This is a genomic window from Paraburkholderia aspalathi (assembly GCF_900116445.1).
Lineage (GTDB): Bacteria > Pseudomonadota > Gammaproteobacteria > Burkholderiales > Burkholderiaceae > Paraburkholderia > Paraburkholderia aspalathi.
In genome coordinates, this window is the sequence record NZ_FPBH01000046.1 from 35,424 (window position 1) to 62,096 (window position 26,673).

Annotated in this window: 24 protein-coding genes; 11 read left to right on the forward strand and 13 right to left on the reverse strand. The window is 61.3% G+C overall.

Going from position 1 to position 26,673, the window contains the following annotated elements:
• Nucleotides 1-17: 17 nt before the first annotated feature.
• The 6 genes from BM438_RS40590 to BM438_RS40615 form a co-directional block, all read right to left on the reverse strand.
• The gene (locus BM438_RS40590; RefSeq protein WP_093646405.1) at nucleotides 18-776 is read right to left on the reverse strand and encodes a response regulator transcription factor; all 759 of its coding nucleotides are present in this window, start codon (nucleotides 774-776) and stop codon (nucleotides 18-20) included.
• Nucleotides 777-1,116: 340 nt separating this feature from the next.
• Entirely contained in the window at nucleotides 1,117-1,308 is a 192-nt protein-coding gene (locus tag BM438_RS40595) for a hypothetical protein (RefSeq protein ID WP_093646407.1), read from the reverse strand.
• Entirely contained in the window at nucleotides 1,283-2,287 is a 1,005-nt protein-coding gene (cydB, locus tag BM438_RS40600) for a cytochrome d ubiquinol oxidase subunit II (protein WP_093646409.1), read from the reverse strand. Before cydB ends, BM438_RS40595 begins: the two co-directional genes overlap by 26 nt.
• 35 nt (nucleotides 2,288-2,322) lie before the next feature.
• Nucleotides 2,323-3,735 carry a cytochrome ubiquinol oxidase subunit I gene (locus BM438_RS40605; RefSeq protein ID WP_093646412.1) on the reverse strand — a complete coding sequence of 471 codons (1,413 nt, stop codon included), beginning with the start codon at nucleotides 3,733-3,735 and terminating at the stop codon, nucleotides 2,323-2,325.
• Between the two features lie 386 nt (nucleotides 3,736-4,121).
• On the reverse strand, nucleotides 4,122-4,409 hold the full coding sequence (locus BM438_RS40610) for a helix-turn-helix domain-containing protein (RefSeq protein WP_093646414.1): 288 nt from the start codon (nucleotides 4,407-4,409) through the stop codon (nucleotides 4,122-4,124).
• On the reverse strand, nucleotides 4,396-4,728 hold the full coding sequence (locus BM438_RS40615; RefSeq protein ID WP_054040239.1) for a type II toxin-antitoxin system RelE/ParE family toxin: 333 nt from the start codon (nucleotides 4,726-4,728) through the stop codon (nucleotides 4,396-4,398). The genes BM438_RS40610 and BM438_RS40615 overlap by 14 nt, the downstream gene beginning before the upstream one ends.
• Nucleotides 4,729-5,339: 611 nt before the next feature.
• Here BM438_RS40615 and BM438_RS40620 point away from each other — a divergent pair.
• Nucleotides 5,340-6,161 (forward strand): alpha/beta fold hydrolase, encoded by an 822-nt coding sequence (locus tag BM438_RS40620; RefSeq protein ID WP_054040238.1) that lies wholly within the window; start codon nucleotides 5,340-5,342, stop codon nucleotides 6,159-6,161.
• An 88-nt stretch (nucleotides 6,162-6,249) separates the two neighbouring features.
• Here the strand turns inward: BM438_RS40620 and BM438_RS40625 are convergent, their stop codons facing one another.
• Nucleotides 6,250-6,789: a DUF2867 domain-containing protein gene (locus BM438_RS40625; protein ID WP_093646417.1), complete on the reverse strand. Its 540-nt coding sequence runs from the start codon at nucleotides 6,787-6,789 to the stop codon at nucleotides 6,250-6,252.
• 419 nt (nucleotides 6,790-7,208) lie between these two features.
• Between BM438_RS40625 and BM438_RS40630 the strand changes: the two genes are divergently transcribed.
• Together BM438_RS40630 and BM438_RS40635 are read left to right on the forward strand one after the other, a co-directional pair.
• Nucleotides 7,209-8,036: an NAD-dependent epimerase/dehydratase family protein gene (locus BM438_RS40630; RefSeq protein ID WP_093646419.1), complete on the forward strand. Its 828-nt coding sequence runs from the start codon at nucleotides 7,209-7,211 to the stop codon at nucleotides 8,034-8,036.
• 29 nt (nucleotides 8,037-8,065) lie between these two features.
• Nucleotides 8,066-9,358, forward strand: coding sequence for an MFS transporter (locus tag BM438_RS40635; protein WP_093646421.1), 1,293 nt, complete (start codon nucleotides 8,066-8,068; stop codon nucleotides 9,356-9,358).
• A 171-nt stretch (nucleotides 9,359-9,529) separates the two neighbouring features.
• Here BM438_RS40635 and BM438_RS40640 read toward each other — a convergent pair whose 3' ends face one another.
• The 3 genes from BM438_RS40640 to garL form a co-directional block, all read right to left on the reverse strand.
• The gene (locus tag BM438_RS40640) at nucleotides 9,530-11,725 is read right to left on the reverse strand and encodes a glycoside hydrolase family 28 protein (RefSeq protein WP_093646424.1); all 2,196 of its coding nucleotides are present in this window, start codon (nucleotides 11,723-11,725) and stop codon (nucleotides 9,530-9,532) included.
• Nucleotides 11,726-12,003: 278 nt separating this feature from the next.
• Nucleotides 12,004-12,918, reverse strand: coding sequence for a 2-hydroxy-3-oxopropionate reductase (locus BM438_RS40645; protein ID WP_093646426.1), 915 nt, complete (start codon nucleotides 12,916-12,918; stop codon nucleotides 12,004-12,006).
• An 11-nt stretch (nucleotides 12,919-12,929) separates the two neighbouring features.
• Entirely contained in the window at nucleotides 12,930-13,730 is an 801-nt protein-coding gene (gene garL, locus BM438_RS40650) for a 2-dehydro-3-deoxyglucarate aldolase (protein WP_093646429.1), read from the reverse strand.
• A 269-nt stretch (nucleotides 13,731-13,999) separates the two neighbouring features.
• On the opposite strand from garL, the gene BM438_RS40655 reads away from it, so the two are divergent.
• A complete protein-coding gene (locus tag BM438_RS40655) occupies nucleotides 14,000-15,583 on the forward strand; it encodes an aldehyde dehydrogenase (NADP(+)) (RefSeq protein ID WP_093646431.1) in 1,584 nt (527 codons plus the stop codon).
• A 113-nt stretch (nucleotides 15,584-15,696) separates the two neighbouring features.
• Here BM438_RS40655 and BM438_RS40660 read toward each other — a convergent pair whose 3' ends face one another.
• From BM438_RS40660 to kdgD, 3 genes are all read right to left on the reverse strand, one after another.
• Nucleotides 15,697-16,440, reverse strand: a complete 744-nt coding sequence (locus BM438_RS40660; protein ID WP_054040224.1) for a FadR/GntR family transcriptional regulator — start codon at nucleotides 16,438-16,440, stop codon at nucleotides 15,697-15,699.
• Between the two features lie 198 nt (nucleotides 16,441-16,638).
• Nucleotides 16,639-17,991, reverse strand: a complete 1,353-nt coding sequence (locus BM438_RS40665; RefSeq protein WP_093646434.1) for an MFS transporter — start codon at nucleotides 17,989-17,991, stop codon at nucleotides 16,639-16,641.
• 126 nt (nucleotides 17,992-18,117) lie between these two features.
• Nucleotides 18,118-19,035 carry a 5-dehydro-4-deoxyglucarate dehydratase gene (kdgD, locus tag BM438_RS40670; RefSeq protein ID WP_093646437.1) on the reverse strand — a complete coding sequence of 306 codons (918 nt, stop codon included), beginning with the start codon at nucleotides 19,033-19,035 and terminating at the stop codon, nucleotides 18,118-18,120.
• Nucleotides 19,036-19,274: 239 nt separating this feature from the next.
• Here kdgD and garD point away from each other — a divergent pair, with 239 nt between their 5' ends.
• The 7 genes from garD to BM438_RS40705 form a co-directional block, all read left to right on the forward strand.
• Entirely contained in the window at nucleotides 19,275-20,864 is a 1,590-nt protein-coding gene (garD, locus tag BM438_RS40675; RefSeq protein WP_093646439.1) for a galactarate dehydratase, read from the forward strand.
• A 34-nt stretch (nucleotides 20,865-20,898) separates the two neighbouring features.
• Nucleotides 20,899-21,741 (forward strand): NAD-dependent epimerase/dehydratase family protein, encoded by an 843-nt coding sequence (locus tag BM438_RS40680; RefSeq protein WP_093646442.1) that lies wholly within the window; start codon nucleotides 20,899-20,901, stop codon nucleotides 21,739-21,741.
• Nucleotides 21,738-22,667: an SMP-30/gluconolactonase/LRE family protein gene (locus tag BM438_RS40685; RefSeq protein ID WP_093646444.1), complete on the forward strand. Its 930-nt coding sequence runs from the start codon at nucleotides 21,738-21,740 to the stop codon at nucleotides 22,665-22,667. The genes BM438_RS40680 and BM438_RS40685 overlap by 4 nt, the downstream gene beginning before the upstream one ends.
• Nucleotides 22,668-23,308: 641 nt before the next feature.
• On the forward strand, nucleotides 23,309-24,301 hold the full coding sequence (locus BM438_RS40690; protein WP_093646447.1) for a TRAP transporter substrate-binding protein: 993 nt from the start codon (nucleotides 23,309-23,311) through the stop codon (nucleotides 24,299-24,301).
• 139 nt (nucleotides 24,302-24,440) lie between these two features.
• Entirely contained in the window at nucleotides 24,441-24,920 is a 480-nt protein-coding gene (locus BM438_RS40695) for a TRAP transporter small permease (protein WP_054040219.1), read from the forward strand.
• Between the two features lie 7 nt (nucleotides 24,921-24,927).
• On the forward strand, nucleotides 24,928-26,280 hold the full coding sequence (locus BM438_RS40700; protein WP_054040217.1) for a TRAP transporter large permease: 1,353 nt from the start codon (nucleotides 24,928-24,930) through the stop codon (nucleotides 26,278-26,280).
• Nucleotides 26,281-26,353: 73 nt separating this feature from the next.
• Nucleotides 26,354-26,673: porin (locus BM438_RS40705; protein ID WP_143131844.1), on the forward strand; the 320-nt coding region annotated here is incomplete at its 3' end.

Below are 26,673 nucleotides of genomic sequence, written 5' to 3' on the forward strand. Positions count from 1 at the left end.
CGCCCGTCGATCCGTTATTACAGGGTTTTCCCGGCCTCGAGCCAGCCGTTGATCACGGCGATCGCCGTGGACCGGTTGTGCACGCCGAGCGCCCGGAAGATCACGGACAGATGCACCTTGACCGTCCCTTCCGCGACGCCCAATTCACGCGCGATCATCTTGTTGGTCCAGCCGCGATGCACCAGCCGCATGATGTCCTGCTGTCGCGGCGACAGGTTCTCCAGCAGATGTTGCTGATGCGGCTGCAGCGCCGAGATTTGCGTGATCGGTTCCGTGAGTGCGGTACCGCCCTGAGTCGGGGCGTGCCCAGCGTCATGGGCGGCAAGCTCGGCGGGCGCTTCGGCGCGCACGGGTGCGGCTTGCGTCTCGCGCGAGCCCAGCAGGCTGAGTGCCTCCATCGGCACATAGGCGCCGCCTGACAACACCAGCTCGATCGCCTTGAGCATGACGCTGGCGGGTTGCCGCTTCGGCACGAAGCCGAGCGCGCCCGCGGCCAGCACCGCGCGCATCTCGTCGGGCGACTCTTCGGCGGAGAGCACGACGACCGGCAATGCCGGGTTCGCCTTCAACAGCACTTCGAGCGACGACGCGCCGGTCATACCTGGCATATGCAGGTCGACGATGGCGAGGTCGTGGTCGGCGTCGGGCCGCGCAGCGGCGGCGAGGGATTCCCAGCTATCGGCTTCGTCGAATTGCGCGTCGGGATCGAGCCCGCGCAATAGTCCTTTGACGCCTTGCCGGATCAGTTCATGGTCGTCGGCCACAAGAAACTTCATGATGTCTCCGCGAGTCGGGACTGCGCGTTGTGGACTGCCACGGTCGTGCTGCTGGCTCTACTTCCCGTTTTACTTCTATTCTCGATTCGCGTCATTGCCGGCTACCCCGCGATCATATGCCGATCGGTGGTGCGGCGCGCCTTCCGGTTTGCCGCACGAATGAACATCTATTTATGTAATCGCCGGCTGGTTCGATGCACCAGCATTATGTGTAAGGTAGGTCTCCCGCGCATAGGTTCCGGCTTGTTACGAAGACGAGCCGCACGGCGCAATTTTTGAAGCCGTCCACGCGGGAATCCGCAGGTTATGCGCGCCAGATGAAATTAGGCAAGTGCATGATTCACTTGATTGCAAATAACGTCGCATTCATCAGAAGCTTGAACGCGAAGCCGAGCGACATCGCTGAGGCAACGCCTAAGCACCATAGCGCGACGAACCACAGCCAGCCCGGCAGCCGGCGCCCCGGCGTTTGAGACGCGCCGCGTGCGGCGCTGTCGCCCGTGTTCTTAGTGATAGTGATGTTGGTCGCCATGACGCACCTTGCCACGAAATACCCAATAACCCATCGTCGTATAAGCGATGATGACCGGCAGAATCACTGCCGCGCCGACTAGCGTGAACATCTGGCTCGAGCGCGGCGCAGCGGCTTCCCAGAGCGTCATGCTCGACGGAATCGCATACGGCCACAGGCTCACCAGCAGCCCGGCATAACCGAGCAGCACCAGCAGAAGCGCCAGCACGAACGGCGTGTTGTGATGCCGCGCACGCACCGCACGGTGCATGAAGAACGCGCAGATCGCCACGAGGAACGGCACCGGCAGCAGACGGTAGAACAGATTGTCGTGGAACCAGCGTTGCGCGATAGTCGGATCTTGCAGCGGCGTCCAAAGGCTGACCATCGCGATGAAGCCGAGCAGCACGAGCGTTAGCGGCCACACCACGCGATGCAGCCGGCGTTGCAGATCGCCTTCGGTTTTCGCGACCAACCAGCAGCAGCCGAGCAGCGCGTAGGTGATCACCAGACCGAGACCCGTCAGCAGACTGAACGGCGTGAGCCAGCCGAAGGCATCGCCCGCATAGCCGCCGTCGATCACCGGAATGCCTTGCAGGAACGCGCCCAGCACGATGCCCTGAAAGAACGTCGCGCCCGCCGAGCCACCGATGAACGCCAGATCCCACAGATGTTTCGTGCGCTTGGCCTTGGCGCGAATCTCGAACGACACGCCGCGGAAAATCAGGCAGACGAGCATGAAGATCAGCGGCAGATACAGTGCAGACAGCACGGTCGAGTAGACCACCGGAAACACCGCGAACAGCGCGGCGCCGCCGAGTACCAGCCAGGTTTCGTTGCCGTCCCACACGGGCGCGACGGTGTTCATCATCAGGTCGCGTTCTTTCTCATCGGGGAAGAACGGGAAGACGATGCCGATGCCCAGATCGAAGCCGTCCAGCACCACGTACATGAATAGGCCCAGCGCAATGATCGCGGCCCACGCTACGGTTACGTCCATTTTCTTTCTCGCAAGCAGGAAGTGAAGCAGTGAGGTTAGGCGGCGTCGATCATGTGATCGGCGGCGGACAGCGGGCGGCGCGCGGTCTGATTCGGCATGTGCTCAGCCACGCCGTGCGGTGTCTGTCCCGGCAGTGCCGGACCCGAGCGCATCAGTTTGAGCATGTAGTAGATGCCGGTGCCGAACACGAGGAAGTAGACGACCACGAAGGCCATCAGCGAGATGCCAACCTGCTGTGTGGTGAGCGGCGATACTGCCTGCGAGGTGCGCATGACGCCGTACACCACCCACGGCTGACGGCCTGCTTCAGTGGTGACCCAACCCGCCAGCAACGTGATGAAGCCGGTCGGGCCCATGGCCACGGCGACGCGCTGGAACCACTTCGCTTCGAACAGGCGTTCGCGGCGGCGCAGCACCCATGCGGCCAGCGACATCAGGATCATCAGCACGCCGAGCCCGGCCATGATGCGGAAGCTCCAGAACACCACCGTCGAGTTCGGTCGGTCTTGCGGCGGGAATTCCTTCAGGCCGCGAATTTCGCCATCCCAGCTATGCGTGAGGATCAAACTGCCAAGGTGCGGAATCGATACGGCATAACGCGTGGTCTCCGCCTGCATATCAGGAATGCCGAAGAGATTCAGCGCGGTGCCGCCTTTCTCGGTTTCCCACAGACCTTCGATCGCGGCGATCTTGGCCGGCTGATATTTGCGCGTGTTCAAACCATGCTGATCGCCGACGAATGCCTGGATCGGCGTGAGGATCAGGAGCAGCCAGAGCGCCATCGAAAACATCTTCTTGACGGCAGGATCGCGCCGGCCACGCAGCAGATGCCACGCGCCCACCGCCGACACCACCAGCCCCGCGACGATGAATGCCGCGAGCGCCATATGCGCAAGCCGGTACGGGAACGACGGATTGAAAATGATCTTGAACCAGTCGAGCGGCACGACGTGGCCGTCGACGACTTCAAATCCTTGCGGCGTTTGCATCCAGCTATTGGACGCGAGGATCCAGAAGGTCGAGATCAGCGTGCCGATCGCCACCATCAGCGTGGCGCCGAAGTGGGCGCGCGGACTCACGCGCTGCCAGCCGAACAGCATGATGCCGAGGAAGCCCGCTTCGAGGAAGAACGCGGTCATGACCTCGTACATCAGAAGAGGTCCGGTGATGGGCCCGGCGAAACTGGAGAAGCCCGACCAGTTGGTGCCGAACTGATAGCTCATCACGACGCCGGACACGACGCCCATCCCAAAGGCGACTGCGAAGATCTTCGACCAGAACAGGCAAAGATCTTTGTAGTACGCCTTGCCGGTTTTCAGCCAGCGCCATTCGAGAACGGCGATGAAGCTGGCGAGGCCGATGCTGAGCGCCGGAAAGACAATGTGAAACGAAACGGTGAACGCAAACTGAATGCGGGCGAGATCGAAGGCCGAGATTGCGGAGTTCATGAGCGTGAAGGTCGTGACGCCCGGGAGGGCGGACTACGCGCGTCGACCGTTGTCGGTGCGCACTGCGCTGGGCAGATGGCGCAAGAGTAGGGGATGAAGAAATTTTTTGCTGCAATGCGACGTGCGTCAAAAAACCACGTTGTTTTGCGCGTATTTTCGTTTTTGAGACGGCAAGGCCTTGATAGGTATCAAGTTTTCCTGAGTACGTCCTTGCGCGCGTCTCTCGGGGTCTGCGCGGAACTGCGGCAATAGACCGCGCTGCAACAACGTGGCTCCGGCGTCTTCGTGGCTAAGTCCTGCGCTGCGGATGCCGCATTCCAGTCATGTCAGTCAGCAAGAGATCGCCGCACCAGGCGGCGCGGGCGCTCAACAGCGCGCGGCGAAGCCTAGGCGATCGAGATAAACAGCTGCTTGCCACACGCGGCCGCGTATCTGCGCAGCGTATCGACAGAAGGCGAATGCTGCCCCGACGCAAGCGCGCGTTCCAGCCGGGTGATGGCCGGCGCTTTCGTGCCCATGCGCTCGGCGACTTGCGCTTGCGTCAGGCCGGCTTCGCGGCGCGCGGCGAGCATCTGGTCGAGCAGCGCGAATTCTTCGCGGTTCAGCCGCTCGTATTCGGCGCGTACTTCGGGATCGGCGAGCGCCTGCTCGCGCATTGCCTTATAGGTTGCCATTTCTGATCTCCAGCAGTCTTTTGCGCGCGACGTCCAGTTCGTTGCGCGGCGTTTGTTGCGACTTCTTCACGAAGCTGTGAAGCATGACGATTTTCCGTTCCACGATCGAGCAGTAGAACACTCTGGCGATGCCTTCCGCACCTTTGAGGCGCATTTCGAACAAGCCACCACCCATTGATGCGGTGTGCGGCTCGCCGAGATTCGGTCCGTATTCCTCCATGCGATCGGCCAACGCGATGAAGCGTGCAAGCAGCGTTTTCGGCAGGGAAGCAACGTTCACTTTGACCTTTTCGTTGTAGAAGTCGATCGTAAATGCCATTGGATTCAATGATAACAAATATGTTATTAACGCGCAAGCAAGCCACCTCGCAGTTTGTTGCTGTCAGTCAGCAAAAACTGGGCGCATTGCCTGGCAGGAAATCGAACGACAGGAAGAGGGCGAAAGCAGGACCGCGATGAGCGGTTACAACGGCGTTGGCGCAACCAGGGTCATTCGTCACCATCCGACAATAACGCCGTTCGCGCCGACTTTCTATTAGCCGGTTAGCTAGCCAACAGGCTAGTTTGCTTCTAACATGCAAGCAGCTAACCGGCGGTTCCTTCGGCGTCATCGCATACCTGAAATGGATGCGCGCCGCATCGCCATCCAGTTTCATTCCTGATAGTCATTTCGAACACCACGTGAACCGACTGGTTCTTCGTGCGCCCGTCATCAAAATGCGTTGCAGACCGTGTCATGCTTGAGCAAGCGTCTCATCGTGCATCGACTGGTCGTTTCCCTCGCATGCCACTCACGCGCGTCGAGTTCGTCCTGCATTCGCTGTTAACGGTTTTCGTTGGGCGGCACGGCTTGTGCTGCCCGACCGGTTTGAGCGTCACGCTTCATCCACCTGCCGGTGACGGCAGACTTCATCCAAAAGGAGTCGACAGATGAGCACGATCACCACGAAAGACGGTACGGAAATTTTCTACAAGGATTGGGGCAAAGGGCGCCCGGTTGTCTTCTCGCACGGCTGGCCGTTATCCGCAGATGCATGGGACGCGCAGATGCTGTTCCTCGGCAGCAAAGGCTTTCGCGTGATCGCGCACGACCGGCGCAGCCATGGCCGTTCAGCGCAGACGTGGGACGGCAACGACATGGACACCTATGCCGACGATCTCGCCGCGCTGATTGAACACCTCGACCTGCAGGACGCCACGATGGTCGGCCATTCGACCGGCGGCGGGGAGGTCGCGCACTACATCGGCCGTCACGGTACGAAACGTGTCGCGAAGGCTGTGCTGATCGGCGCGGTGCCTCCGCTGATGCTGAAGACTGAGGGCAATCCGGAGGGCACGCCGATCGACGTGTTCGACGGCATCCGCAAGGGTGTCGAGGCGGATCGCTCGCAGTTTTTCAAGGATCTCGCGCTACCGTTTTACGGTTACAACCGTCCGAACGCGAAGGTGTCGCAAGGTGTGATCGATTCGTTCTGGGCGCAAGGCATGGTTGGGTCGATCAAGGGCTTGTACGACTGCATCAAACAGTTCTCCGAAGTCGACTACACGGAAGACCTGAAGAAGATCGACGTGCCGACTCTGGTACTGCATGGCGACGACGACCAGATCGTGCCTATCGATGCTGCAGGCCGCAAGACTGCGAAGATCGTGAAGAACGCCACGCTCAAGGTCTATCCGGGCGGGCAGCACGGCATGTGCACGGTGGAGGCGGACAAGGTGAATGCCGATCTACTGGAGTTCATCGGCTCGTAATGCGTTGATGTAGCAAGTGCGGCTGGCGAGGGGCGATTGTTCCGCGCTGGTGCTGGCCGCGCCCGTACCCGCGTACGGCGGTCGCCGCTCAGGCAGTTGGCCAGCCGATGCGCGCCGCTCGGCGCAATGTCGAGCGAACCACCAACCGGTGGAACGGAGCGATGGCGAGGATATAAAAACGCCCAAGCCCGTTGTGACAGTGCACGACCGTGGACAGAATCAGATAGCGCGCGCTGCCCTCGTGCGTATCGCGCGTTTGCTGCAATATCGAAAGCCGGAAGTCCAGATGGCTGTCGTTCTCGCCGAGAATGATCTCGCGTGCGCTGCGCGCGTAGATTCGGAAGAAGTCGACCCGATCCCTTGAGCCGGGTGGATTCGCGATGCGCAACTGTTTCGACGTCTTGAGCCCGAGGCGGGCGACTAACGCATCACGCAGCCGCAGCAGTTTCCCTATCCATCCCGCCTGATGGGCGAACATAAAGCGCGCGAGCAATTCCGGGTCGTCGATTGCGTTGTCCGGCAAGCGGACGGCGTACGCGTCTGCGAGGTCCGGGGCATCGTACATGCGGGCCACGCCGGATTCGGCCGGCACGGCAACGGAAAGCACGGAACGGTTGGCATCTGGCATAGGAAGGTGCTGCGCCGAAAAGAGATCGAGGTGGACAGGGCGATTTCGCCGCGGGGTGCCGCAGTTCGATCGCGCACTTGCGCGTCAAGTCTACGCGTGCTCGACGGCGCGCGCTCAAGCATCGGTGTCTATTGCGGCAACCGGCCGCATGCGCTGGATGACGTATACGGCAGGCATCAATATGCGCATCAAGTTATACGACGTCACATAAATTAGTGGCGACGTATGTGTTTGTTTGCAAAAGATAAATCGCCATACATGTCACGCTTATACGGGTAAATGCCTGGTTGAAATCCACCTTGGAATCGAAGATAGTACGTTATCGTACAACTAAGGGCTGGTTCCAGCCCGTTGCCGCCACGGCTCGACTGCTTGCCGTCCACCGGCTCTAATCGCGCGCGGCGCTGTAAAGGATCCTTATGAAGAAGATTGCCCTGAGTGGAGCCGGCGGCCAGCTCGGCTCGGTAGTGCGGACGGCGCTGGTCGGCCGCGGCATCCCCTTGCGTTCGGCGGCGGGTTCGAAGCCCCTCGTGCCGCTGGTGGAAGGCGAGGACGTGATGCACGGCGACCTGCGCGACCCCGCCGTCGTGGATCGCCTGCTGAAGGGTGTCGACGTGCTGATTCACTTCGCCGGCACGAGCGTGGAACGTCCGCTGCCTGAAATCATCGACAACAACCTGCGCGCGCTGGTCGAGGTGTACGAAGGCGCGCGCCGGCAAGGCGTTCGGCGGGTGGTGTTTGCCAGCTCGAATCACGCGATCGGCATGTATCCGGTCACCGAGCATCTCAGCCTCGATTGCGCACTGCGTCCGGACGGTTTCTACGGCCTGAGCAAGGTGTGGGGTGAAGCACTGGCAAGAATGTATTGGGACAAGCACGGCATCGAGAGTGTTTGCGTGCGCATCGGCAGTTGCCTCGAGCGGCCCACCGAGCAGCGACACCTGAGCACCTGGTTCGGTCATCGCGATCTGCTGCATTTCCTCGACCGCTGTGTCGAGGCAGAGGACATCGGCTTCATCACCGTGTGGGGCGTGTCAGCCAACACACGTAGCTGGTGGGACAACAGCGGCGCCGAGCGCCTCGGTTATCAACCGACCCAGGACGCCGAAGCCTACGCCGAGGAAATCCTGGCACGGCCGAATCCGCTCGATGCCCTGGGTCAGCGTTACCAGGGCGGCAGCTTCGTCGGCATCGATTACTCGCGCGACGACAACGCAGGCAACGACACAACGGGCCAGCCGTCCTGATTGGTTAAGGAATACGAGGAGACACAGTCATGAAAATCAAGGGCATCCGCTGGTGGATGGTGAGCCTGGTCGCGGCCGGGCTCATCATCAATTACCTCGCGCGCAATACGCTGTCGGTTGCGGCGCCGACGCTGATGAAGGATCTCAACATCACCACCGCGCAGTATTCGCATGTCGTGGTGGCGTGGCAACTTTGTTATGCGTTCATGCAGCCGGTCGCGGGCTATGTGCTCGACACCGTCGGCACCAAGATCGGCTTTGCGGCGTTCGCGCTGGCCTGGTCGCTGGCCTGTGCCGCGGCGGCATGGTCGACGGGCTGGCGCAGCCTGGCGTTCTTCCGTGGCGTGCTCGGTATCGCCGAAGCGGCGGGCATCCCGGCCGGCGTTAAGGCGACGAGCGAGTGGTTTCCGGCCAAGGAGCGTTCCGTTGCGATCGGCTGGTTCAATATCGGCTCGTCCGTCGGCGCGCTGCTTGCGCCGCCGCTGGTCGTTTGGGCGCTATTGCACGGTCAATGGCAATGGGCTTTCCTGATCGTCGGCGTGGCGGGGATTGTCTGGAGCGCGCTGTGGATGCTGCTGTACAAGCACCCGCAGAAACAGAAGCTGTTGAGCGACACCGAGCGCGATTACATCCTCAGCGGGCAGGAGGCAAAGCACAGCGACGCCGGCGCGGTCAAACGCAGTTGGGCTTCCATGCTCGGCAGCCGTGACTTCTGGGCAATCGGCATTCCGCGGATTCTTTCCGAGCCGGCCTGGCAGACCTTCAACGCGTGGATTCCGTTGTACATGATGACCGAGCGGCACATGAACCTGAAGGAAGTCGCGCTGTACGCGTGGATGCCTTTTCTTGCTGCGGATATCGGCTGCGTGCTCGGCGGCTATCTCAGCCCGCTGTTTCATAAGTACGCGAAGGTCTCGCTGTTCACGTCGCGCAAGATGGTGTTCGTTGTTGGCGCGCTCTGCATGATCGGGCCGGCTTGCGTCGGGTTGGTGGCGAGTCCTTATGCGGCCGTCGCACTGCTGTGTGTCGGCGGCTTTGCCCACCAGACCCTGTCGGGTGCGTTGTATGCGATTACCTCTGACATGTTCGGCAAGAACGAAGTTGCCACTGCCACAGGCATGGGCGGCATGGCGGGTTACCTGGGCGCAGCGGCGTTCACGGCGCTGTTCGGCGTGCTGGTCACGCAGATCGGCTACAGCCCGTTGTTCGTGGTGCTGGCTGTGTTCGACATCATTGCGGCTGCTGTGGTGTGCCTGCTGGCCCGAAGCGGTGATAAGACGATCGACCCGCGCTGGGTGGCAGCGACTGTAGCGGCCAAGTGAGTCACGGTTAGGCCCGGGCCGCGAATGGCGTCGGGTAATGAAAATGGCGGCGCCCGAGGGTGCCGCCATTTGTTTTACCTCGCGCTTTAACCCTTAACCCTTAACCCTTAACGCTGATCGACGGTCGACGTAAGGTCTCCAGCATGACGCATGCCGGAGACCGCTTGCCCATCAGCCCACCAGCGAGCTGTTATACGTGACGCCACCGATCACCACGTTGCTGAGCGTGATGGCTTTCACGTTGCTCACAAAGACCGGCCCCGGCGTGGTCGTAGTTGCGGGTCCCACGCAGATCGGCGTTCCGAGGTTGCAGTTCGAGATCGTCACGCCGGTAATCGGCTGCACTGTCGGCACGGGTAGCGGACCGTTGTAGTCCGCAGCGACCGGCCCCTGCGCGACGATTGCCTGGAAGCACGAAGCCGATGTCGCGGAGAAGCCTGTCGGCATCGCGTAACTCACCGTACCCGACACGTTGGTCGCGTTCACGTTCGTGATGTTGACGTTGTTGATCGTCGCCGGGTTCCAGCGCACCGAATCGCCCGAGGGGCTGTAATCGCAGTCGAACGTGATCAGGCCGCCCTGTCCGGTAGACGGGTTTGCCGCGAGACCGACCGTGCCCGTACCGGGGACCGAACCCGGAACGCTCGAGCCCAGCGCGCCGCCGCCGTATTTCCCCGCCAGATTCACGCCATTGGCCAGCGTTACACCATTGATCCACACGTTGTTGATGAAGCCACCACGGTTCATGTTGGTCTTGAAGCGAAGCGCGATATTCAGCGGATTGGTCGCCCAGTTCTCGTTCTGCATCGTCAGATTGCGCGCGTAGACGTTTTCCACACCCGCGCTCATTTCGCTGCCGATCGTGAGGCCGCCATGGCCGCTCTGCATCGTGCAGTTCTGGACCACGATGTTCTGCATCGGGCCGTACTCCGTGTCGAGGCACTTGCCGGATTTGATCGCGATGCAGTCGTCGCCGGTGTTGAACTGAACGTTCTGCACCAGCACGTTGTTACACGCATCCGGGTCGAAGCCGTCGTTGTTCGGGCCGATGCTGTCGGCAAACACGCCGTCGATCACCACGTTCGTGCAATCGGTCGGATGGTGCTGCCAGAACGGCGTGTTCTGCGTGTGGTAATTCTGCAGCAGCACGTTGGTGCAGCCGATGAATTCGACCATGCATGGACGCAGAAAGTGACCGAGGCCGAAGACGCGATTCACAACGGGCACGCCGAGTTCCGACAGCGCGGGCAGATAGTTCTGGTCCTGATTCCATCCCGAAACGGTGAGCAGATTCATCAGTGTCGTCGTCGTGCCATCCTGATTCGTGAACGACACGTTGGCTTGCGGATTCGTGACCTGGGCCGCGGGCAGACTCGTCAGGGCAGTGCTGGCCGGGTAGGTGCCGGCGTTGGCCGGGTAGGAGGTGGTGCCCGTGTTGGCGTCGGCTTGCGAAACCGGTGTGCCTCCCGAAGCCGGTTTCACGTAACCGTACGCGCTACTCGTGCCCTTGAAGGTCCACCAGCACGACGTCGGCGGCTTGGTGCTCAACTGCATCGGCGTCATTGCCTGACCGTTCAGAACGCAGGTGTTGTCGTCGGCGGTCAGCGCGATGTTGTTCTGCTGATACGCATAGATCGGCGAGCCGAAGTTCAGGCAGTCGTTCGCTTGCCAGCGCGTCCAGTACAAATTGCCGTTCGCAGTCGGGTACGGACCATTCTTCGCGTAGTCAGCCGGGTTCGGGCTGAAATAGATCGTGCAACCGGAGCTCAAATGGAAATTCACGTTGCTCAGGAGAACGATTGGGCCGCCGCAGTACCAGTTGCCCGCAGGCACCACCACGCGCCCGCCGCCCACCGCATGCGCGGCCTGAATCGCGGCATTGAACGCGGAGCACGAATCATAGCCGGTGTCCGTCATATCCCACGGCACCATCACGTTCGAGCCGGGGCTTTGCGGCGACGTTGCAGCCTGCGAGCCCGTCACCCATGAAATCGCGCCACCGGGCCACGCGCTTGCCTGGATCAAGGCGGACGCCGGCAGCGTCCGTGCGCCGTAGCCCGTCACCTGGAAATCAACCGCGGGGAACGTCGACGTGGTGATGCCCGCAAGCTTGTTGATAATCGCCGTTGCCTGGCCGGTTGGTCCCCAGATTGGGTCCGCAGCTGCGGTTGGCGTAGTCGACACGGGTGTCGTAGCGCTTAAAGAGCCGCTGCTGCCGCCGCAGGCGGACAGCCCGCCTAGCAGGGTTGCGCCCGCGGAGGTTCCCGCGAGCACGATAAACGCTCTGCGTTTAGGTGAGTTGGGTTCGTCCTGGCTGCGGATTCTCGATGTCGCCGGCTTGCCGTTGTTTTTATCTTTAGATGCCACGGATGTCTCCTTGCCCTTTGCGGGCGTTGTAAGTGATCGTCAGTTTTCGATGGGCCATGCCTCTTCAATCCGTCGCTTGATTAAGCGGCGAATATCGAACCCATTTGCATGGCCGTCAGTCATCCTTAATATTTGTAATGAAACTTTGTTGATGAGTGTGGTTGGGTTGCTGTGAAGATTCGCGAGGACGCCTAACGCGGCGTGCGCCGTTCCATCTTCTCTATTTGCATAGAGCAGGCGGAAACGGCGCTGCGGATTGGGCTTGCGGCCTTGCAGGTTCAGGCGGTCTTCTGGCCGATCTCGTGATTGGCGAGTATTTCGAGCGCGCGCACCATGGCGGAGTGATCCCATGCTTTGCCGCCATGCGCGACGCAGGCGTTGAAGAGCTGCTGGCAGGTGGCCGTATTCGGCAAGGAGACGCCGAGCGCCTGGGCCGTCGAGAGCGCGAGATTCAGATCCTTCTGGTGGAGCTCGATCCGGAAGCCCGGGTCGAAGGTGCGCTTCGTCATCCGTTCACCGTGTACTTCGAGAATGCGCGAGGACGCAAAGCCGCCCATCAGTGCTTCGCGTACACGCGCCGGATCGACACCGGCTTTGGAGGCGAGCAGCAGCGCTTCGCCGACGGCCTCGATCGTCGCGGCGACGATGACCTGATTGGCCACCTTGCACACCTGGCCCGCGCCGACGGCGCCGATCAGCGTGACGTTCTTGCCCATCATGTCGAAGAGCGGCTTCACGCTATCGAAAGTCGCCGGCTCGCCACCCACCATGATGGTCAGCGAACCGGCCTTGGCGCCGACCTCGCCGCCTGAAACGGGTGCGTCCATATAGTCCGCGCCGCGCTCACGGACGCGGGCTGCGAAGTCACGGGTGGCCATCGGCGAAATCGAGCTCATGTCGACCACCGTCTGTCCGGGGCGCAAGGCCTCGGCGAGGCCGTGTTCGCCAAACAGCACGCGTTCGACGTCCGGCGTATCCGGCACCATGACGAAGATCACGTCGGCATGCGCGGCCACGGCGGCTGGGCTGTCGCACGCGACGGCGCCGGCCTGGGTGAGTTCGTCTGGAACGCCGCTGCGCGTAAACGCCGCGAGAGCCACGCCGTTCTTGAGAAGGTTGGCGGCCATGGGCTTGCCCATGATGCCGAGTCCGATAAAGCCTGCTTTTTGCATGGAAATCTCCGGAGATGTCATGGTGGCCGTCCTTACTTCCGGTCCGCCTGTTTCTGCATGAAGTGTTTTTGAACGGTCTGCGCTGCGGCTTTCAGCAGCCCCATATCGGCACAGACCGCGATGACGCGGCAGCCCATCGAGATATAGCGCTCCGCGTCGGCCTGCACGGGCGCGAGGATGCCGCTCGGCTTGCCGGCCGCCTGTGCGCGCTCGAAGACGCGCGCTATGGCCTGTTGCACGTCGGCATGGTTCGGGTTGCCGATGTGGCCGTAGGCAGCCGCAAGATCGGACGGTCCGACGAATACGGCATCGACGCCGTCCACGGCGAGGATCTCGTCGATATTATCGACCGCCTTGCGGCTCTCGATCTGAACGATGACGCAGACGTTGTCGTTGGCGATATCGAAGTAATTGGCAACGGTCGCATAGCGATTGCCTCGTTGGCTCACCGAGACGCCGCGGATACCCTGCGGCGGGTAACGCGTCGCGGCGACAGCGCGCACCGCGTCTTCGGCGCTATCGACGAACGGCACCAGAAAATTCGAGAAGCCGCTGTCGAGGAGTCGCTTGATGAACACGCTGTCGTTGGCCGGCGGCCGCACCACCGGCGCGCTCGGGCTGTCCTTGAGCGCCATCAACTGGGGGATCAGCGTCAGAACGTCGTTCGGTGCATGCTCGGCATCCAGCAGCATCCAGTCGAAGCCGACAATGCCAAGCAGCTCCGTAGCAATCGGGCTGGCAAGCGAAGCCCAGCAGCCGATCAGGGTTTCGCCGCCGCAGACGGCGCGGCGAAAGCTATTGGGCAAAGGCTGGTAAGGCGTGGCGGCTGTCATGGGTGTCTCCTCGAGCTGCGATTGAGCGGGCAGGTAAGCTGGCAAATAAGCTGGCAGATAAGCTGGCAGATAAGCGGGCAAGCTCCGACGTTTACTGATTGAAATGTTATAGGTCGTCGTACATCTTAACGAAGATTAGCATCGGACCGATTGGTTGTAACGGCCACGTAAACCCGAATTCCTCGCTGAGCAAGGGTTTCAGGTTGCGCATAGGTTACTCAATGTTGTAGGATGACCTATATCTAAGATGTCCATCCAAGGAAAGCGAAATGTCTATTACCGGCGAAATGCTGATTGGCCGCAAAGCAGTGCGCGGCGAGGAAAAACCCTTGCGCGCGTTCAATCCCGCCACGGGATCCGACATCGCCGAGCCGGTGTTCGGCAGTGGCTCGGTCGCGAATGTCGAGCTTGCCTGTGAACTCGCACAGAAAGCGTTCGACCCGTACCGGCATCTGCCGCTCACGGTGCGCGCCGAGTTTCTAGAGCGTATCGCGGACGGCATCACGGCGCTCGGCGACGCGCTGATCCAGCGTGCGCACGAAGAGTCCGGCTTGCCGAAGGCGCGCCTCGAAGGCGAACGCGGCCGCACGACTGGCCAGCTCAAACTGTTCGCGCAAGTCGTACGCGCCGGCCAATGGCTCGCCGCCACGCTCGATTCACCGTTGCCCGAGCGCAAGCCGCTGCCGCGTTCCGACCTGCGGATGCAAAAGATTCCGCTGGGCCCGGTCGCCGTGTTCGGCGCCAGCAACTTCCCGCTCGCGTTTTCAGTGGCGGGCGGCGATACCGCTGCGGCGCTCGCGGCAGGCTGCCCGGTGGTGGTGAAGGCGCATCGTGCTCACCTGGGCACCTCGGAGATGGTCGGTCGTGTGATTCAGCAAGTCGCGCAGGACATGGACTTGCCTGAAGGCGTGTTTTCGATGATCGTCGGCGCCGGCAATTCGGTCGGTGAAGCGCTGGTCGCGCATCCGGCGATCAAGGCGGTGGGCTTCACGGGTTCGCGCGCAGGCGGCACGTCGCTGATGCGCGTCGCGGCTGCCCGGGCCGAGCCGATTCCGGTCTACGCGGAAATGAGCAGCATCAACCCGGTGTTCCTCCTGTCGAACGCGCTGTCGCAACGCGGTGAGACCATCGCGCGTGGCTTCGTCGATTCGCTGGTGCTCGGCGCGGGCCAGTTCTGTACCAACCCGGGGCTCGCGATCGCCATCGACAGCGATGCACTCAAGGGCTTCGTTGCAACGGCGTCCGAGGCGCTGAGCGGCAAGCCGGCGCAGACCATGCTGACCGCCGGCATTCACGCGGCCTACGAAGAGGGCGAGGACAAGCTGGCGGCGACGCGCGGCGTCGAGGCGGTTGCCCGCGGCATTGACGCGACAGGACCGACGCAGGCTTGCGCAGCCCTGTTCGTGACCGATGCGCAGACTTTCCTGTCCACGCCGGCACTGGAGGATGAGGTTTTCGGGCCTGCGTCGACCATCGTGCGCTGCAAGGACGAGCAGGAATTGCTCGCCGTCGCCGAACACTTCGATGGTCAACTGACCGCCACGGTGCAGATGGATAACGCGGATCTCGCGGCGGCGAAGAAACTGGTGCCGATTCTCGAGCGCAAGGCCGGCCGGATTCTGGTCAACGGTTTCCCGACCGGCGTCGAGGTTTCGCACGCGATGGTGCATGGCGGCCCGTTCCCGGCGACGTCCGATAGCCGGGCGACGTCAGTAGGGACGACGTCGATCGAGCGCTTCCTGCGTCCGGTGTGCTATCAGGATTTTCCGGCTGATCTGCTGCCGGAAGCGCTGGCTGACGCCAACCCGCTGGACCTGTGGCGCCGTCGTGACGGCGAGATCACGCGCAGCTAAGCGAAGCCGTGAGCGGCGCCCAAGTGGGCGCCGCATGAGACAAAAAATGGCCGAGATATCCCGGCCATTTTTGCATTCAGCGTGATGAATCAGACCTTGCTCAGCGCAAGGAATCAGCTATTTGCTTCCGCCGCTTCGTTGGCGCGCCGCAGCCGCTCGCGGCTATTCGACAGGTGCATACGCATCGCCGCGCGCGCGCCTTCTGCGTCGTGCCGCGTGATCGCCTCGAGAATGCTTTCGTGCTCCAGGTTGACGAGCGACAGATACGCGTCGGGTTCAGCACGCGCGATCCCCGCCGAGTCGAGCCGGTTGCGCGGAATCAGCGCGCTGCCCATTTGCGTGAGGATGTCGACGAAATAGCGGTTGCCGGTTGCGCGCGCCACGGAGATGTGGAATTGCAAGTCGGCATCGACGCTATCCAGCCCGTTGTGGCGGGTGGCTTCGATCGCGTCGAGCGCGGCGCGCATGCGCGCGAGGTCGTCTGGTTTGGCCCGTTGAGCGGCGAGACCCGCGCATTCCGTTTCAAGGCTGATACGCAGTTCCAGGATCGACAGTACGTCGCGCAAGGTGGTGGCGGGCACCATGTCGATGCCCAGCTTTTCGCGCTGCGGTTCCAGCACGAAACTGCCGATGCCATGGCGCGTCTCGATGATCTTGCCTGCCTGCAAGCGTGAAATCGCTTCACGGATGACGGTGCGGCTCACGCTCAGCGTGACCATCAGTTGCGATTCGGTCGGCAGTTTGTCGCCGGGCTTCAAGGCGTTAGACGCGATTTGCTCGGTGACGTAGCTGACGACAAACTCGGCAAGATTGCGCGCGCGCCGTGGCGGTGCTGCGGATGCCAGTGGTGTAGCCATCGAAAACGCCCCTTGAATCAGATAGTTGCAGGTACTTCTTGCGATTCATTATACCGTCGTCTGACGACTGATTATATAAACGCCGGATCAATTTCGGCATCGGTGTCGGACCTGGCGTCGATGCCCGGTTTCAGGCGCCTGGCGGACAAGCCGCGTTAATTTGTAGGCGCCCCGGGAAGTACGATAACAGCCTGACTGCTAGCCGCGGCGCAGTTCGACCCGTTTGATGTCTTTCACGATCACGAGATAGCTGAACACCGTCAACAGGGCATTCAGGCCGACGAAAACCAGCGCGCCGTTGAACGACCCGGTCTTCGCGACGAGATAGCCGATCACGATGGGCGTCACGATGCCGGCGACATTGCCGAACATATTGAAGATCGCGCCCGACAGACCGAGTGCCTCTTTCGGCGATGTATCCGCCACTACGGCCCAGCCGAGTGCGCCGATACCCTTGCCGAAGAACGCGAGCGACATGAGCGCGACGACGATCCAGTCGGTCGAAACATAGTTGCAGCCGATGATGCACACCGACAGCAGCATGCCGCCGACAATCGGCACCTTGCGCGCGATGGTGAGCGAATGCCCGCGCCGGATCAGCCCATCGGACAGGACGCCGCCCAGCACGCCGCCGGAGAATCCGCAGATCGCCGGCAGCGATGCAACCAGACCGGCCTGCAGAATCGTCATGCCGCGGGCCTGCACGAGGTAGATCGGAAACCAGGTCAGGAAGAAGTAGGTCAGCACGTTGATGCAGTACTGGGCGAGATAGACGCCGACGAGCATGCGGTTAGTCAGCAGTTGACGCACCAGCGACCAGCCACCGGTGCTGGCGACGTCCGCAGCCCGGGCTGCTTTCGTGTGCCCGTTCACCACGCCGCCGCCCTGTTCGATGTAGTCGAGTTCGGCACGCGAGACACGCGGGTGATCGGCGGGGTTCTTCATCACCTTCAGCCAGGTGAGGGCGAGTAACAGTCCGGCCACGCCCATCACGAGGTAGACCGCGTGCCAGCCGAACGCATGGGTCAGCCAGGCCATCAGCGGCGTGAAAATGACCGCTGCGAAGTATTGCGCTGAATTGAAAATGGCGGAGGCGGTGCCGCGTTCGTTGGTGGGAAACCAGCTCGCCACGACTTTGGCATTGGCCGGAAACGCCGGGGATTCAGCGGCGCCCATGGCGAAGCGCAGCACGAACAGCGCGATGACGGCGGCGGCTGCGCTGCCCAGCAGGCCGATCGAGCTTTGCAGCAACGTAAACAACGACCACAGGAAAATGCTCGCCGCGTAGACGCGCCGCGCGCCGAAACGGTCGAGCAGCCAGCCCGCCGGCAATTGCGACAGAACATAGGCCCAGCTGAACGCCGAGAAGATGTAACCCATCCTGATCGCGTCGAAACCGAACTCGGCGCGCATCGCGGATCCGGTTACTGAGAGCGTGGCGCGGTCCGCGTAATTGAATGTCGTGATCACAAAGATCAGCAACAGAATCCCGTAGCGGACCTTGGTGCGCTTTGCGACATGGGCGGGGCTCGCGGTGCGGCTCATTTCCATCGTCATCTCCTGAACTTTTTATCTGTGAAAAAGCGCCCGGTGACGTTGCCGTCCCGGGCGCTCTTTACGGTGCCGCGTGCTCGAGCCAGGTTCGGCCAGGCTCGCACGGCTTGGCGCCTTGCTGTGTTACTGCGCGCCGAGCTTCTTGATCAGCACGTCGAGTTGCGCCATTTCTTCTTCGGTCAGATCGGTCAGCGGTGCGCGCACCGGACCTGCGCTGTGGCCGACCAGCTTCGCGCCGGCCTTCACGATGCTGACCGCGTAGCCCTGGCGGCGGTTGCGGATCGCCAGATACGGCAGGAAGAATTCGTCGATCAGCTTGCCGACCGTCGCGTGGTCGTTCGCGGCAATCGCGCGATAGAAGTCCATCGCGGTCTTCGGGATGAAGTTGAACACGGCCGACGAGTACACCGGCACGCCCAGCGCCTTGTAGGCCGCGGCGTAGACTTCAGCGGTAGGCAGGCCGCCGAGATAGGAGAAGCGGTCGCCGAGGCGGCGGCGGATCGACACCATGTTCTCGATCTCGCCCACACCGTCCTTGAAGCCGATCAGGTTGGGGCAGCGCTCGGCCAGCCCTTCGAGCATGTCGGCGTTAAGCTTGGAGTTCGCGCGGTTGTAGATGATCACGCCCATGTTCGGCACGGACTTGCAGACTTCTTCGGCGTGCGCCGCGATGCCTTCCTGGCAGGCTTCGGTCAGGTAGTGGGGCATCAGCAGAATGCCGTTCGCGCCGTGACGTTCGGCTTCCTGGGCATACGCGATTGCGACGCGGGTCGGGCCGCCGGCGCCGGCGAGAATCGGTACTTTGCCTTTGCAGACTTCGGTTGCCGTACGCACGACGTTCGAGTAGTCGTTATGCGTGAGCGAGAAGAATTCGCCCGTGCCGCCGGCGACGAACAGCGCCGAGGCGCCGTAAGGCGCGAGCCATTCGAGGCGCTCGGCATAGGTGTCGGCGCGGAAATCGCCTTGTTCGTCGAAGTCGGTAACGGGGAAGGACAGAAGGCCTTCCGAAACGATCTGCTTCAGTTCCTGCGGTGTCGTCATGATGAGTATCCAGGGCGTCGAATGGGGTTGGTATTTAGAAATGATGATTTCTTATACGTCATCGTACAACAACAATTCGGCTAACTCAACGATGTTTTCACGGCATAATGCGCGCCATAGGGTAAATACGGAACGTCTGGGCAATCTTTCATGTTGTAGGATGACGTATGAATGATTGACGCAACAGTTGGCGCAACGGTTGGCGCAGCAGGCGTGAAATCGCCACAAGGATCGATGTCATGGAACAAACCCCGCTCTACATTCGCGTTCACCCCAATGACAATGTCGCGATCGTCGTCAACGACGGCGGTCTGGGTGAGGGCGCCGTATTTCCCGATGGCCTCGCGCTGCGCGAGCGTGTGCCGCAGGGGCACAAAGTCGCGCTGGCCGATCTCGCGGAAGGCGACGAAGTCATCCGCTATAACGTGGTGATCGGTTACGCGCTCAAGGATTTGCCGAAGGGAAGCTGGATCAACGAACACGTAATCCGCATGCCGAGTCCGCCGGGGCTGGAAGATCTGCCGATCGCCACCATCAAGGCGCCGGAAATGCCGCCGCTGGAAGGCTTCACGTTCGAAGGCTATCGCAATGCCGACGGCTCGGTCGGCTCGCGCAACATTCTGGCCATCACGACCACGGTGCAATGCGTTGCTGATGTAGTTCAGCACGCGGTTACGCGTATCAAGGCAGAACTGCTGCCGCACTATCCGAACGTCGACGACGTGGTGAGCCTCGGCCATACCTATGGTTGCGGCGTCGCGATCGACGCGCCGGACGCAATGGTGCCGATCCGCACCGTGCGCAACATCAGCCTGAATCCGAACTTCGGCGGCGAAGTGATGATGGTCAGCCTCGGCTGCGAGAAGCTGCAGCCTGAACGCCTGATGCCGCCGGGCACGATTCCGATTGCCGCTGCTGCGAATGTCGCTGAAGTGGCCGACATCGGCGACGTCGAAGGCGATCTGAATGGCGATGTGGTAGTGCTGCAGGATGATGCGCACGTCGGCTTCCAGTCGATGATCGAGTCGATCATGCGAATGGCCGAAGGCCACCTGAAGCGGTTGAACAATCGTCGCCGCGAGACCTGCCCGGCCTCCGATCTGGTGATCGGCGTGCAATGCGGCGGCAGCGATGCGTTTTCCGGGCTGACCGCCAACCCCGCCGTGGGCTTCGCTACTGATTTGCTGGTGCGTGCCGGGGCGACGGTGATGTTCTCCGAAGTCACCGAAGTGCGCGACGGTGTCGATCAACTGACGGCACGCGCGGCCAACGCGGACGTGGCGGCTGCGATCATCCGCGAGATGCAGTGGTACGACGATTATCTGAAGCGCGGCGGTGCGGACCGCAGCGCCAACACCACGCCCGGCAACAAGAAGGGCGGCTTGTCGAACATCGTTGAAAAGGCGATGGGCTCGATCATCAAGTCGGGCAACTCGGCCATCTCCGGCGTGCTGTCGCCTGGTGAAAAGGTCAAGCAGAAGGGCCTGATTTACGCAGCCACGCCGGCGAGCGATTTCATCTGCGGCACGCTGCAGGTCGCGGCGGGCATCAACTTGCATGTATTCACGACCGGCCGCGGCACGCCGTACAGCCTTGCTGAAGTGCCCGTCATCAAGGTCGCGACGCGCTCCGATCTCGCGCGCCGCTGGCACGATCTGATGGATATAAACGCCGGTACTATTGCGACCGGCGCAGCGACGATCGAAGACGTGGGTTGGGAGCTGTTCCGCCTGATGCTCGACGTCGCAAGCGGACGTAAAGAGACGTGCGCGGAGAAACTCAAACTCCACAATGCGTTGACGCTGTTCAATCCGGCGCCGGTGACCTGATAGTACCGATCGTAATCACGACAAAGACTGAGACATGACTGACTCGAACCTCGACCGCCCGGCGGCGCAGAAACCTTTCCGCCGTCTTCTGCTCACCGGCGCTGCCGGCAACCTCGGCCAGCAGTTGCGCGGTGCGCTCGCTGCATGGGCCGATGTCGTGCGCGTCACCGATATCGCGCCGCTGGGCGAAGTGGCGGCGCACGAAGAAGCATCGATCGTGGACCTCGCAGATGAAGCCGCCGTTCACGCGCTGCTGGAAGGCGTGGATGCGGTCGTGCATCTGGGCGGCATCTCCGTCGAGGCGCCGTTCGAAGATCTGCTCGAAGCGAATATCCGCGGCCTGTACAACCTTTATTCGGCGGCGCAGAAGCAGGGCGTGAAGCGCATCGTGTACGCGAGCTCGAATCATGCGGTGGGTTTTCATCCCACGACGTCGGTGGTCGATATCGACGCGCCGCTGCGTCCCGACAGCCTGTATGGCGTGACGAAGTGCTTCGGCGAATCGCTGTCGCGCTACTACTTCGACCGCTTCGGTCTCGAGACGGTGTGTCTGCGGATCGGCTCGTCGTTCGAGCAGCCGAAGAATCCGCGCATGCTCGTCACCTATCTGAGCTATCGCGACTTTATCGAACTGGTGCGCTGCTCGCTGTTCACCAACCGGGTTGGCCACGCAATCGTTTATGGCGTGTCGGATAACCGGACCAAGTGGGTCGACAACACCAAGGCGGCGTTCCTTGGTTTTCGTCCGCAGGACAGTTCGATCGAGTTCGAGCACCTCTTTCCGGTCACGGCGCCCACCACCGACCTCGACGATCCGACGCAGCATTTCCAGGGTGGCCCGTTCGTGCTGGCCGGTCCGATGGAGCCGAAGCGGTGAGCGGCTTGACGAACCCGCGGGTGGAGCGTGTCGAGGCGGCAGGGCAGGCGCCCGCGTCGGTCGGCGAGAGCCCTGTATGGCGTGTTGCGGAACAGGCACTTTACTGGGTGGATATTCCGGCGCAAAAGATCGTGCGGCTACGGCTCGAAACGGCTGAGCGCACCGAGTGGCAATTGCCGGAGAAGGTGGCGTGCATCGCCTTCGATCATCACGGCACGGTCCTGGCTGGCTGTGAGACGGGGCTCTTCGCTGTCACGCTGACTGAAGGCGCGCCCCGTCGCGAAGCGATGAAGGTGACGGGCAGAAAGCTCGCCGCGCCGCACTTCGCTTTCGACGATATGCGCTTCAACGACGGCCGTTGCGATCGGCAAGGGCGCTTCTGGTCCGGCACGATGGTGCAGGATATGGCAGCGGCAAATCCTGCGGGCGCACTCTATCGCTTCGACGAGCGCGGCGTGTTGTCGGCGCCGGTTGTCGACGCGTTGATCACGCAAAACGGTCTGGCGTGGTCGCCGGATGGAACCACGATGTATCTGTCGGACTCGCATCCTCTGCGCCGGCAAATCTGGGCGTTCGATTACGACATCGAAGCGGGCGAGCCGCGCAATCGGCGCGTATTCGCTGATCTGCATGATTACGCTGGTCGTCCCGACGGCGCAGCCGTGGATGCGGACGGCTGCTACTGGATTTGCGCAAACGACGCCGGCCTCTTGCTGCGCTTTACGCCGCAAGGCAAGCTCGATCGGCAGATTGCCGTGCCGGCCGTGAAGCCCGCGATGTGCGCGTTCGGCGGCCGGGATCTGGACACGCTGTTCGTGACGTCGATCCGTCCCGCGACGGGCGCGAGTGAACACGACGGCCACCTGTTCGCCGTTCGCCCCGCTGTGACCGGGCTGCCTGAGCCCGAATACGCGGGCGAACTCTGAATAAGCGACGTGAATGAGGCGGGGCGCCGGGGAATTAGCACGCCGGCGCCCAACAGTTGCAGCCTTTTATTCATCACTTGTCGTACAACATAGTGGCAAAAATGCCACTCTCGGGTCATCTTCCTCCCTACGAAAAATATAAATCTGCGAAGCGGAGATTTTGCTCGCATCCCTTTCTGGCATAGCTTTCAGGCCGGATTTCGACTCAGAAACTTTTACGTCTAACCCGCTGTCGTGCGGGTAAATACCGGCTGTACAACTCATACCACGTTTTATAGACTTCATATGTCGTCGTACAACATATGAGCCCCAACAAATTCATTTCAAGATGGTTTTGGGGCGCTGGACAAAGAGGGCAGCGTTCTCTGCGCGCATGACCAACGCGCGCGGGGTTCATGCCCAAGCAGTCGAAGCAAAGAAGTCGAGTTGTCTGACAGGAGTGCTGAGCATCTGTTCCGGGGAAGCAGAACAGGCCAGCACGGCAAACCGCACGCTACCCACAGGGGTTGCGTGCGTGGAGCCGGGAGACGCATCAAAACCATGTCGCATCCGTAAGCGGCCTTCCGTAAGCGACCCCGCGAAAGCGGTCCTTCGTAAGCGGCCCTCCGCATCCGGATGATCTAATTTCAAGGAATGTCACGATGAAAAACAAGTTTGCCTCTTCCCGTGTTTCGATGATTGTCGCGGCCTCCGTGCTGGCGTTCAGCACCGTATCGGCACACGCGCGCGTGTTCCGCGTGTCGGACGTGCATGGCGACACCTATCCGACCAATATGGCCGTGAAATATATGGGTGAAGAAATCAGCAAGGCAACCGGTGGCAAGGATTCCGTGAAGGTCTTCGGCAACAGCGCGCTGGGTTCCGAAAACGACACGATCGATCAGGTGCGTATCGGCGCACTGGATATGGCGCGCGCCAACGGTGCAGCCTTCAACGAGATCGTGCCTGAATCGATGATTCCGTCGCTGCCGTTCCTGTTCCGCGACATCGACCATTTCCGCAAGGTGATGTACGGCCCGGAAGGCCAGAAGATTCTCGACGCCTTCAAGGCGAAGGGCATGATCGCGCTGACGTTCTATGAGAGCGGCGCGCGCTCGATGTACGCGAAGAAGGCCATCCATTCGCCCGCCGACATGAAGGGCCTTAAGGTACGCGTGCAACCGTCGGATCTGATGGTCGACGAAATCAAGGCGATGGGCGGCACGCCGACGCCGATGCCGTTCGCCGAAGTCTATACGGGCCTGAAGACGGGTCTGGTGGATGGCGCGGAAAACAACCTGCCGTCGTACGAAGAGACCAAGCACTTCGAAGTCGCGCAGGTCTATTCCGAAACCCAGCATTCGATGACGCCGGAAGTGCTGGTGTTCTCCAAGAAGGTGTGGGACACGCTGACGCCGCAGGAACAGGACATCATCAAGAAGGCGGCGGCCGACTCAGTGCCTTACTACACCAAGCTGTGGACCGCGCGTGAAGCCGACGCGGCAAAGACGGTCACCAAGGGCGGCGCGACGATCGTTACCGCGTCGCAGATCGACCGTCCTGCTTTCGTGAAGGCGATGCAACCGGTCTGGGCGAAGTATGAAAAGACGCCGCAAATGAAGCAACTCGTCGACGAAATCCAGGCAGTCAAATAAGTTTGGACGTAACGCGGTGGAGAAGGGCCGTGCAGCACGCGCTGCTGGTTCTTCCCGCCGCGCGGTTTCCTGCGCCGGTGATGGTTAGCAGGAATCCTGAAGATCAAATATAAGTCCGCTGTATGCAAGGATGGGGTCAATGAGATTCATGAAACGCCCAAACGATTTTCTCTTCCGCGTGCTGGTGGTCGTGGCGTCGGCGAGTCTCGCCACGCTGTGTCTGCTGGTGATTTATAGCGTCGTGATGCGCTATGTCTTCAGCGATGCACCGGATTTTGTCGAGCCCATTGCCCTCCTGCTGGTGATTGTGATCGCCATGTTCGGCGCTGCGCTCAAGGTTCGCGAAGGCGGCCACATCGGGCTTGACTCGCTAGTCAAGAAGCTGCCGCCGAAAGGCCAGACGATCGCCCATGCGTTCCAGCATATTTGCCTGATCGTGCTGGCCGTGGCGATCTTCTTCGGCTGCTGGCAGATGGCGGAAACGACGATGGACGACAAGATCCCGATCCTGGGCCTTCCGGAAGCGCTTCGATATCTGATTCCGGTCATTGCCAGCGCCTGCATCGCTCTGTTCTCGTTCGAGAACCTGCTGGGGCTTTTCGCACAGAAACAAAAATAGAAGAATCATGGAACTTGCCATCCTCTCAGTTAGTTTCCTCGTCTTCCTCGTATTCGGGGTTCCTGTTTCGTTCGCGTTGGGACTCTCGTGCGTCCTGACCTATCTGTATGAAGGCTTGCCGGCGGCTACCGCCATGCAGTCGATGATTTCGGGAATGAACGCGTTTTCGTTTCTCGCGGTCCCGTTCTTCATTTTCTCCGGCGAGTTGATGTTGCACGGTGGTATCGCCGACCGCATCCTGCGCTTTGCTCAGGCCACGGTAGGCCATTTCCGCGGTGGGCTCGGCATGGCTAACGTGGTCGCGTGCACGCTGTTCGGCGGTGTGTCCGGTTCGCCGACGGCAGACACGTCGGCCATGGGCGGCGTCGTCATTCCGCTGATGAAGCGCGAAGGCTACAGCGCGGCCTATGCGGTCAACGTGACGACCCATTCGTCGCTGGCGGGCGCGCTGATGCCCACGTCGACGAACATGATCATCTATGCGTTCGCGGCCCAAGGCATCACGGGGACGTTGAACGGTCACCAGATGAGTGGTGTGTCGATCGGCGATCTGTTGTTTTCTGGTCTGTTGCCGGTGCTTTGGGTGATGGGTTTCGTGCTCATCGCCGCGTACTGGCAAGCGGTCAAGTTCGGCTATCCGCGCCGTCCTGACGGCTCGACCGAATTGCAGCGCTTTCCCGGCTGGTTCGCGGTGGCCCGCACGTTCCTCGGCGCATTGCCCGGCTTGATGGTGATCGCGATCATTCTGTTCTGCGTGGCCAAGGGTATTGCTACAGCGACGGAAGCCGCTGCTATCGCAGTGGCTTATTCGCTCGTGCTGACGATCGTCATCTATCGCACGATGACGATGAAGAAACTCTTTCATGCGCTGTCCAAGGCCGCTAAAACCACGGGCGTGGTGTTGCTGCTGATCGGCGTGTCGAACATGCTGCGCTACCAGATGGCCTATCTGGAGATTCCCGACGCCATCGAACACATGCTCGACGGTGCAACGAGCTTGCCCTGGTTGATGCTGCTTTACATCAACATCATCCAGATTTTCCTCGGCACGTTCGTCGATATGGCCGCGCACATCCTGATCACCACGCCCTTGTTCCTGCCGATGGCGATGCATGCCGGCGTCGGCCCCGTTCAGTTCGGCATCATGATTTTGCTGAACTGCGCATTGGGTCTCGTGCATCCGCCGATTGGTTCGGTGCAGTTCATCGGGTGCGCGATCGGCAATGTGTCGATAGGTGAAACCACCAAGGTGGCGTGGCCTTATTACCTGGCTATCTTCAGCGCGATCAACATTGTGACGTACGTACCGATGTTTTCGACGTGGTTGCCTAGCCTGATCAATGGTCACCCGGTGTTTTGAATGCTTGATTAAGAGTCAGCGCCGGTGTGGCACTGCCAGATACGACAAATAAGTTTTTTAAAGAGGAGCAGAAATGAAAAAGGTAATAGCAACCTCGGCCCTTGGGTTGGTCGCCCTCGGCGCACACGCTCAGAGCAGCGTGACGCTGTACGGGATCGTCGATACGGGGATCGGTTATCAGAGCAGCCAGACGTCGCTCGGTTCGACGAGTGGCGGCCGCTCGGTGATCAAGATGCTGAACGGCATCTGGGCCGGCAGCCGCTTCGGCCTGAAGGGCTCCGAAGATCTGGGCGGTGGCACGAAGGCGATCTTCCAGTTGGAAGAAGGCTTTAACAGCGCAACCGGCGCACAGGCAGTCACTGGTCTGGCGTTCAACCGGCAGGCGTATGTCGG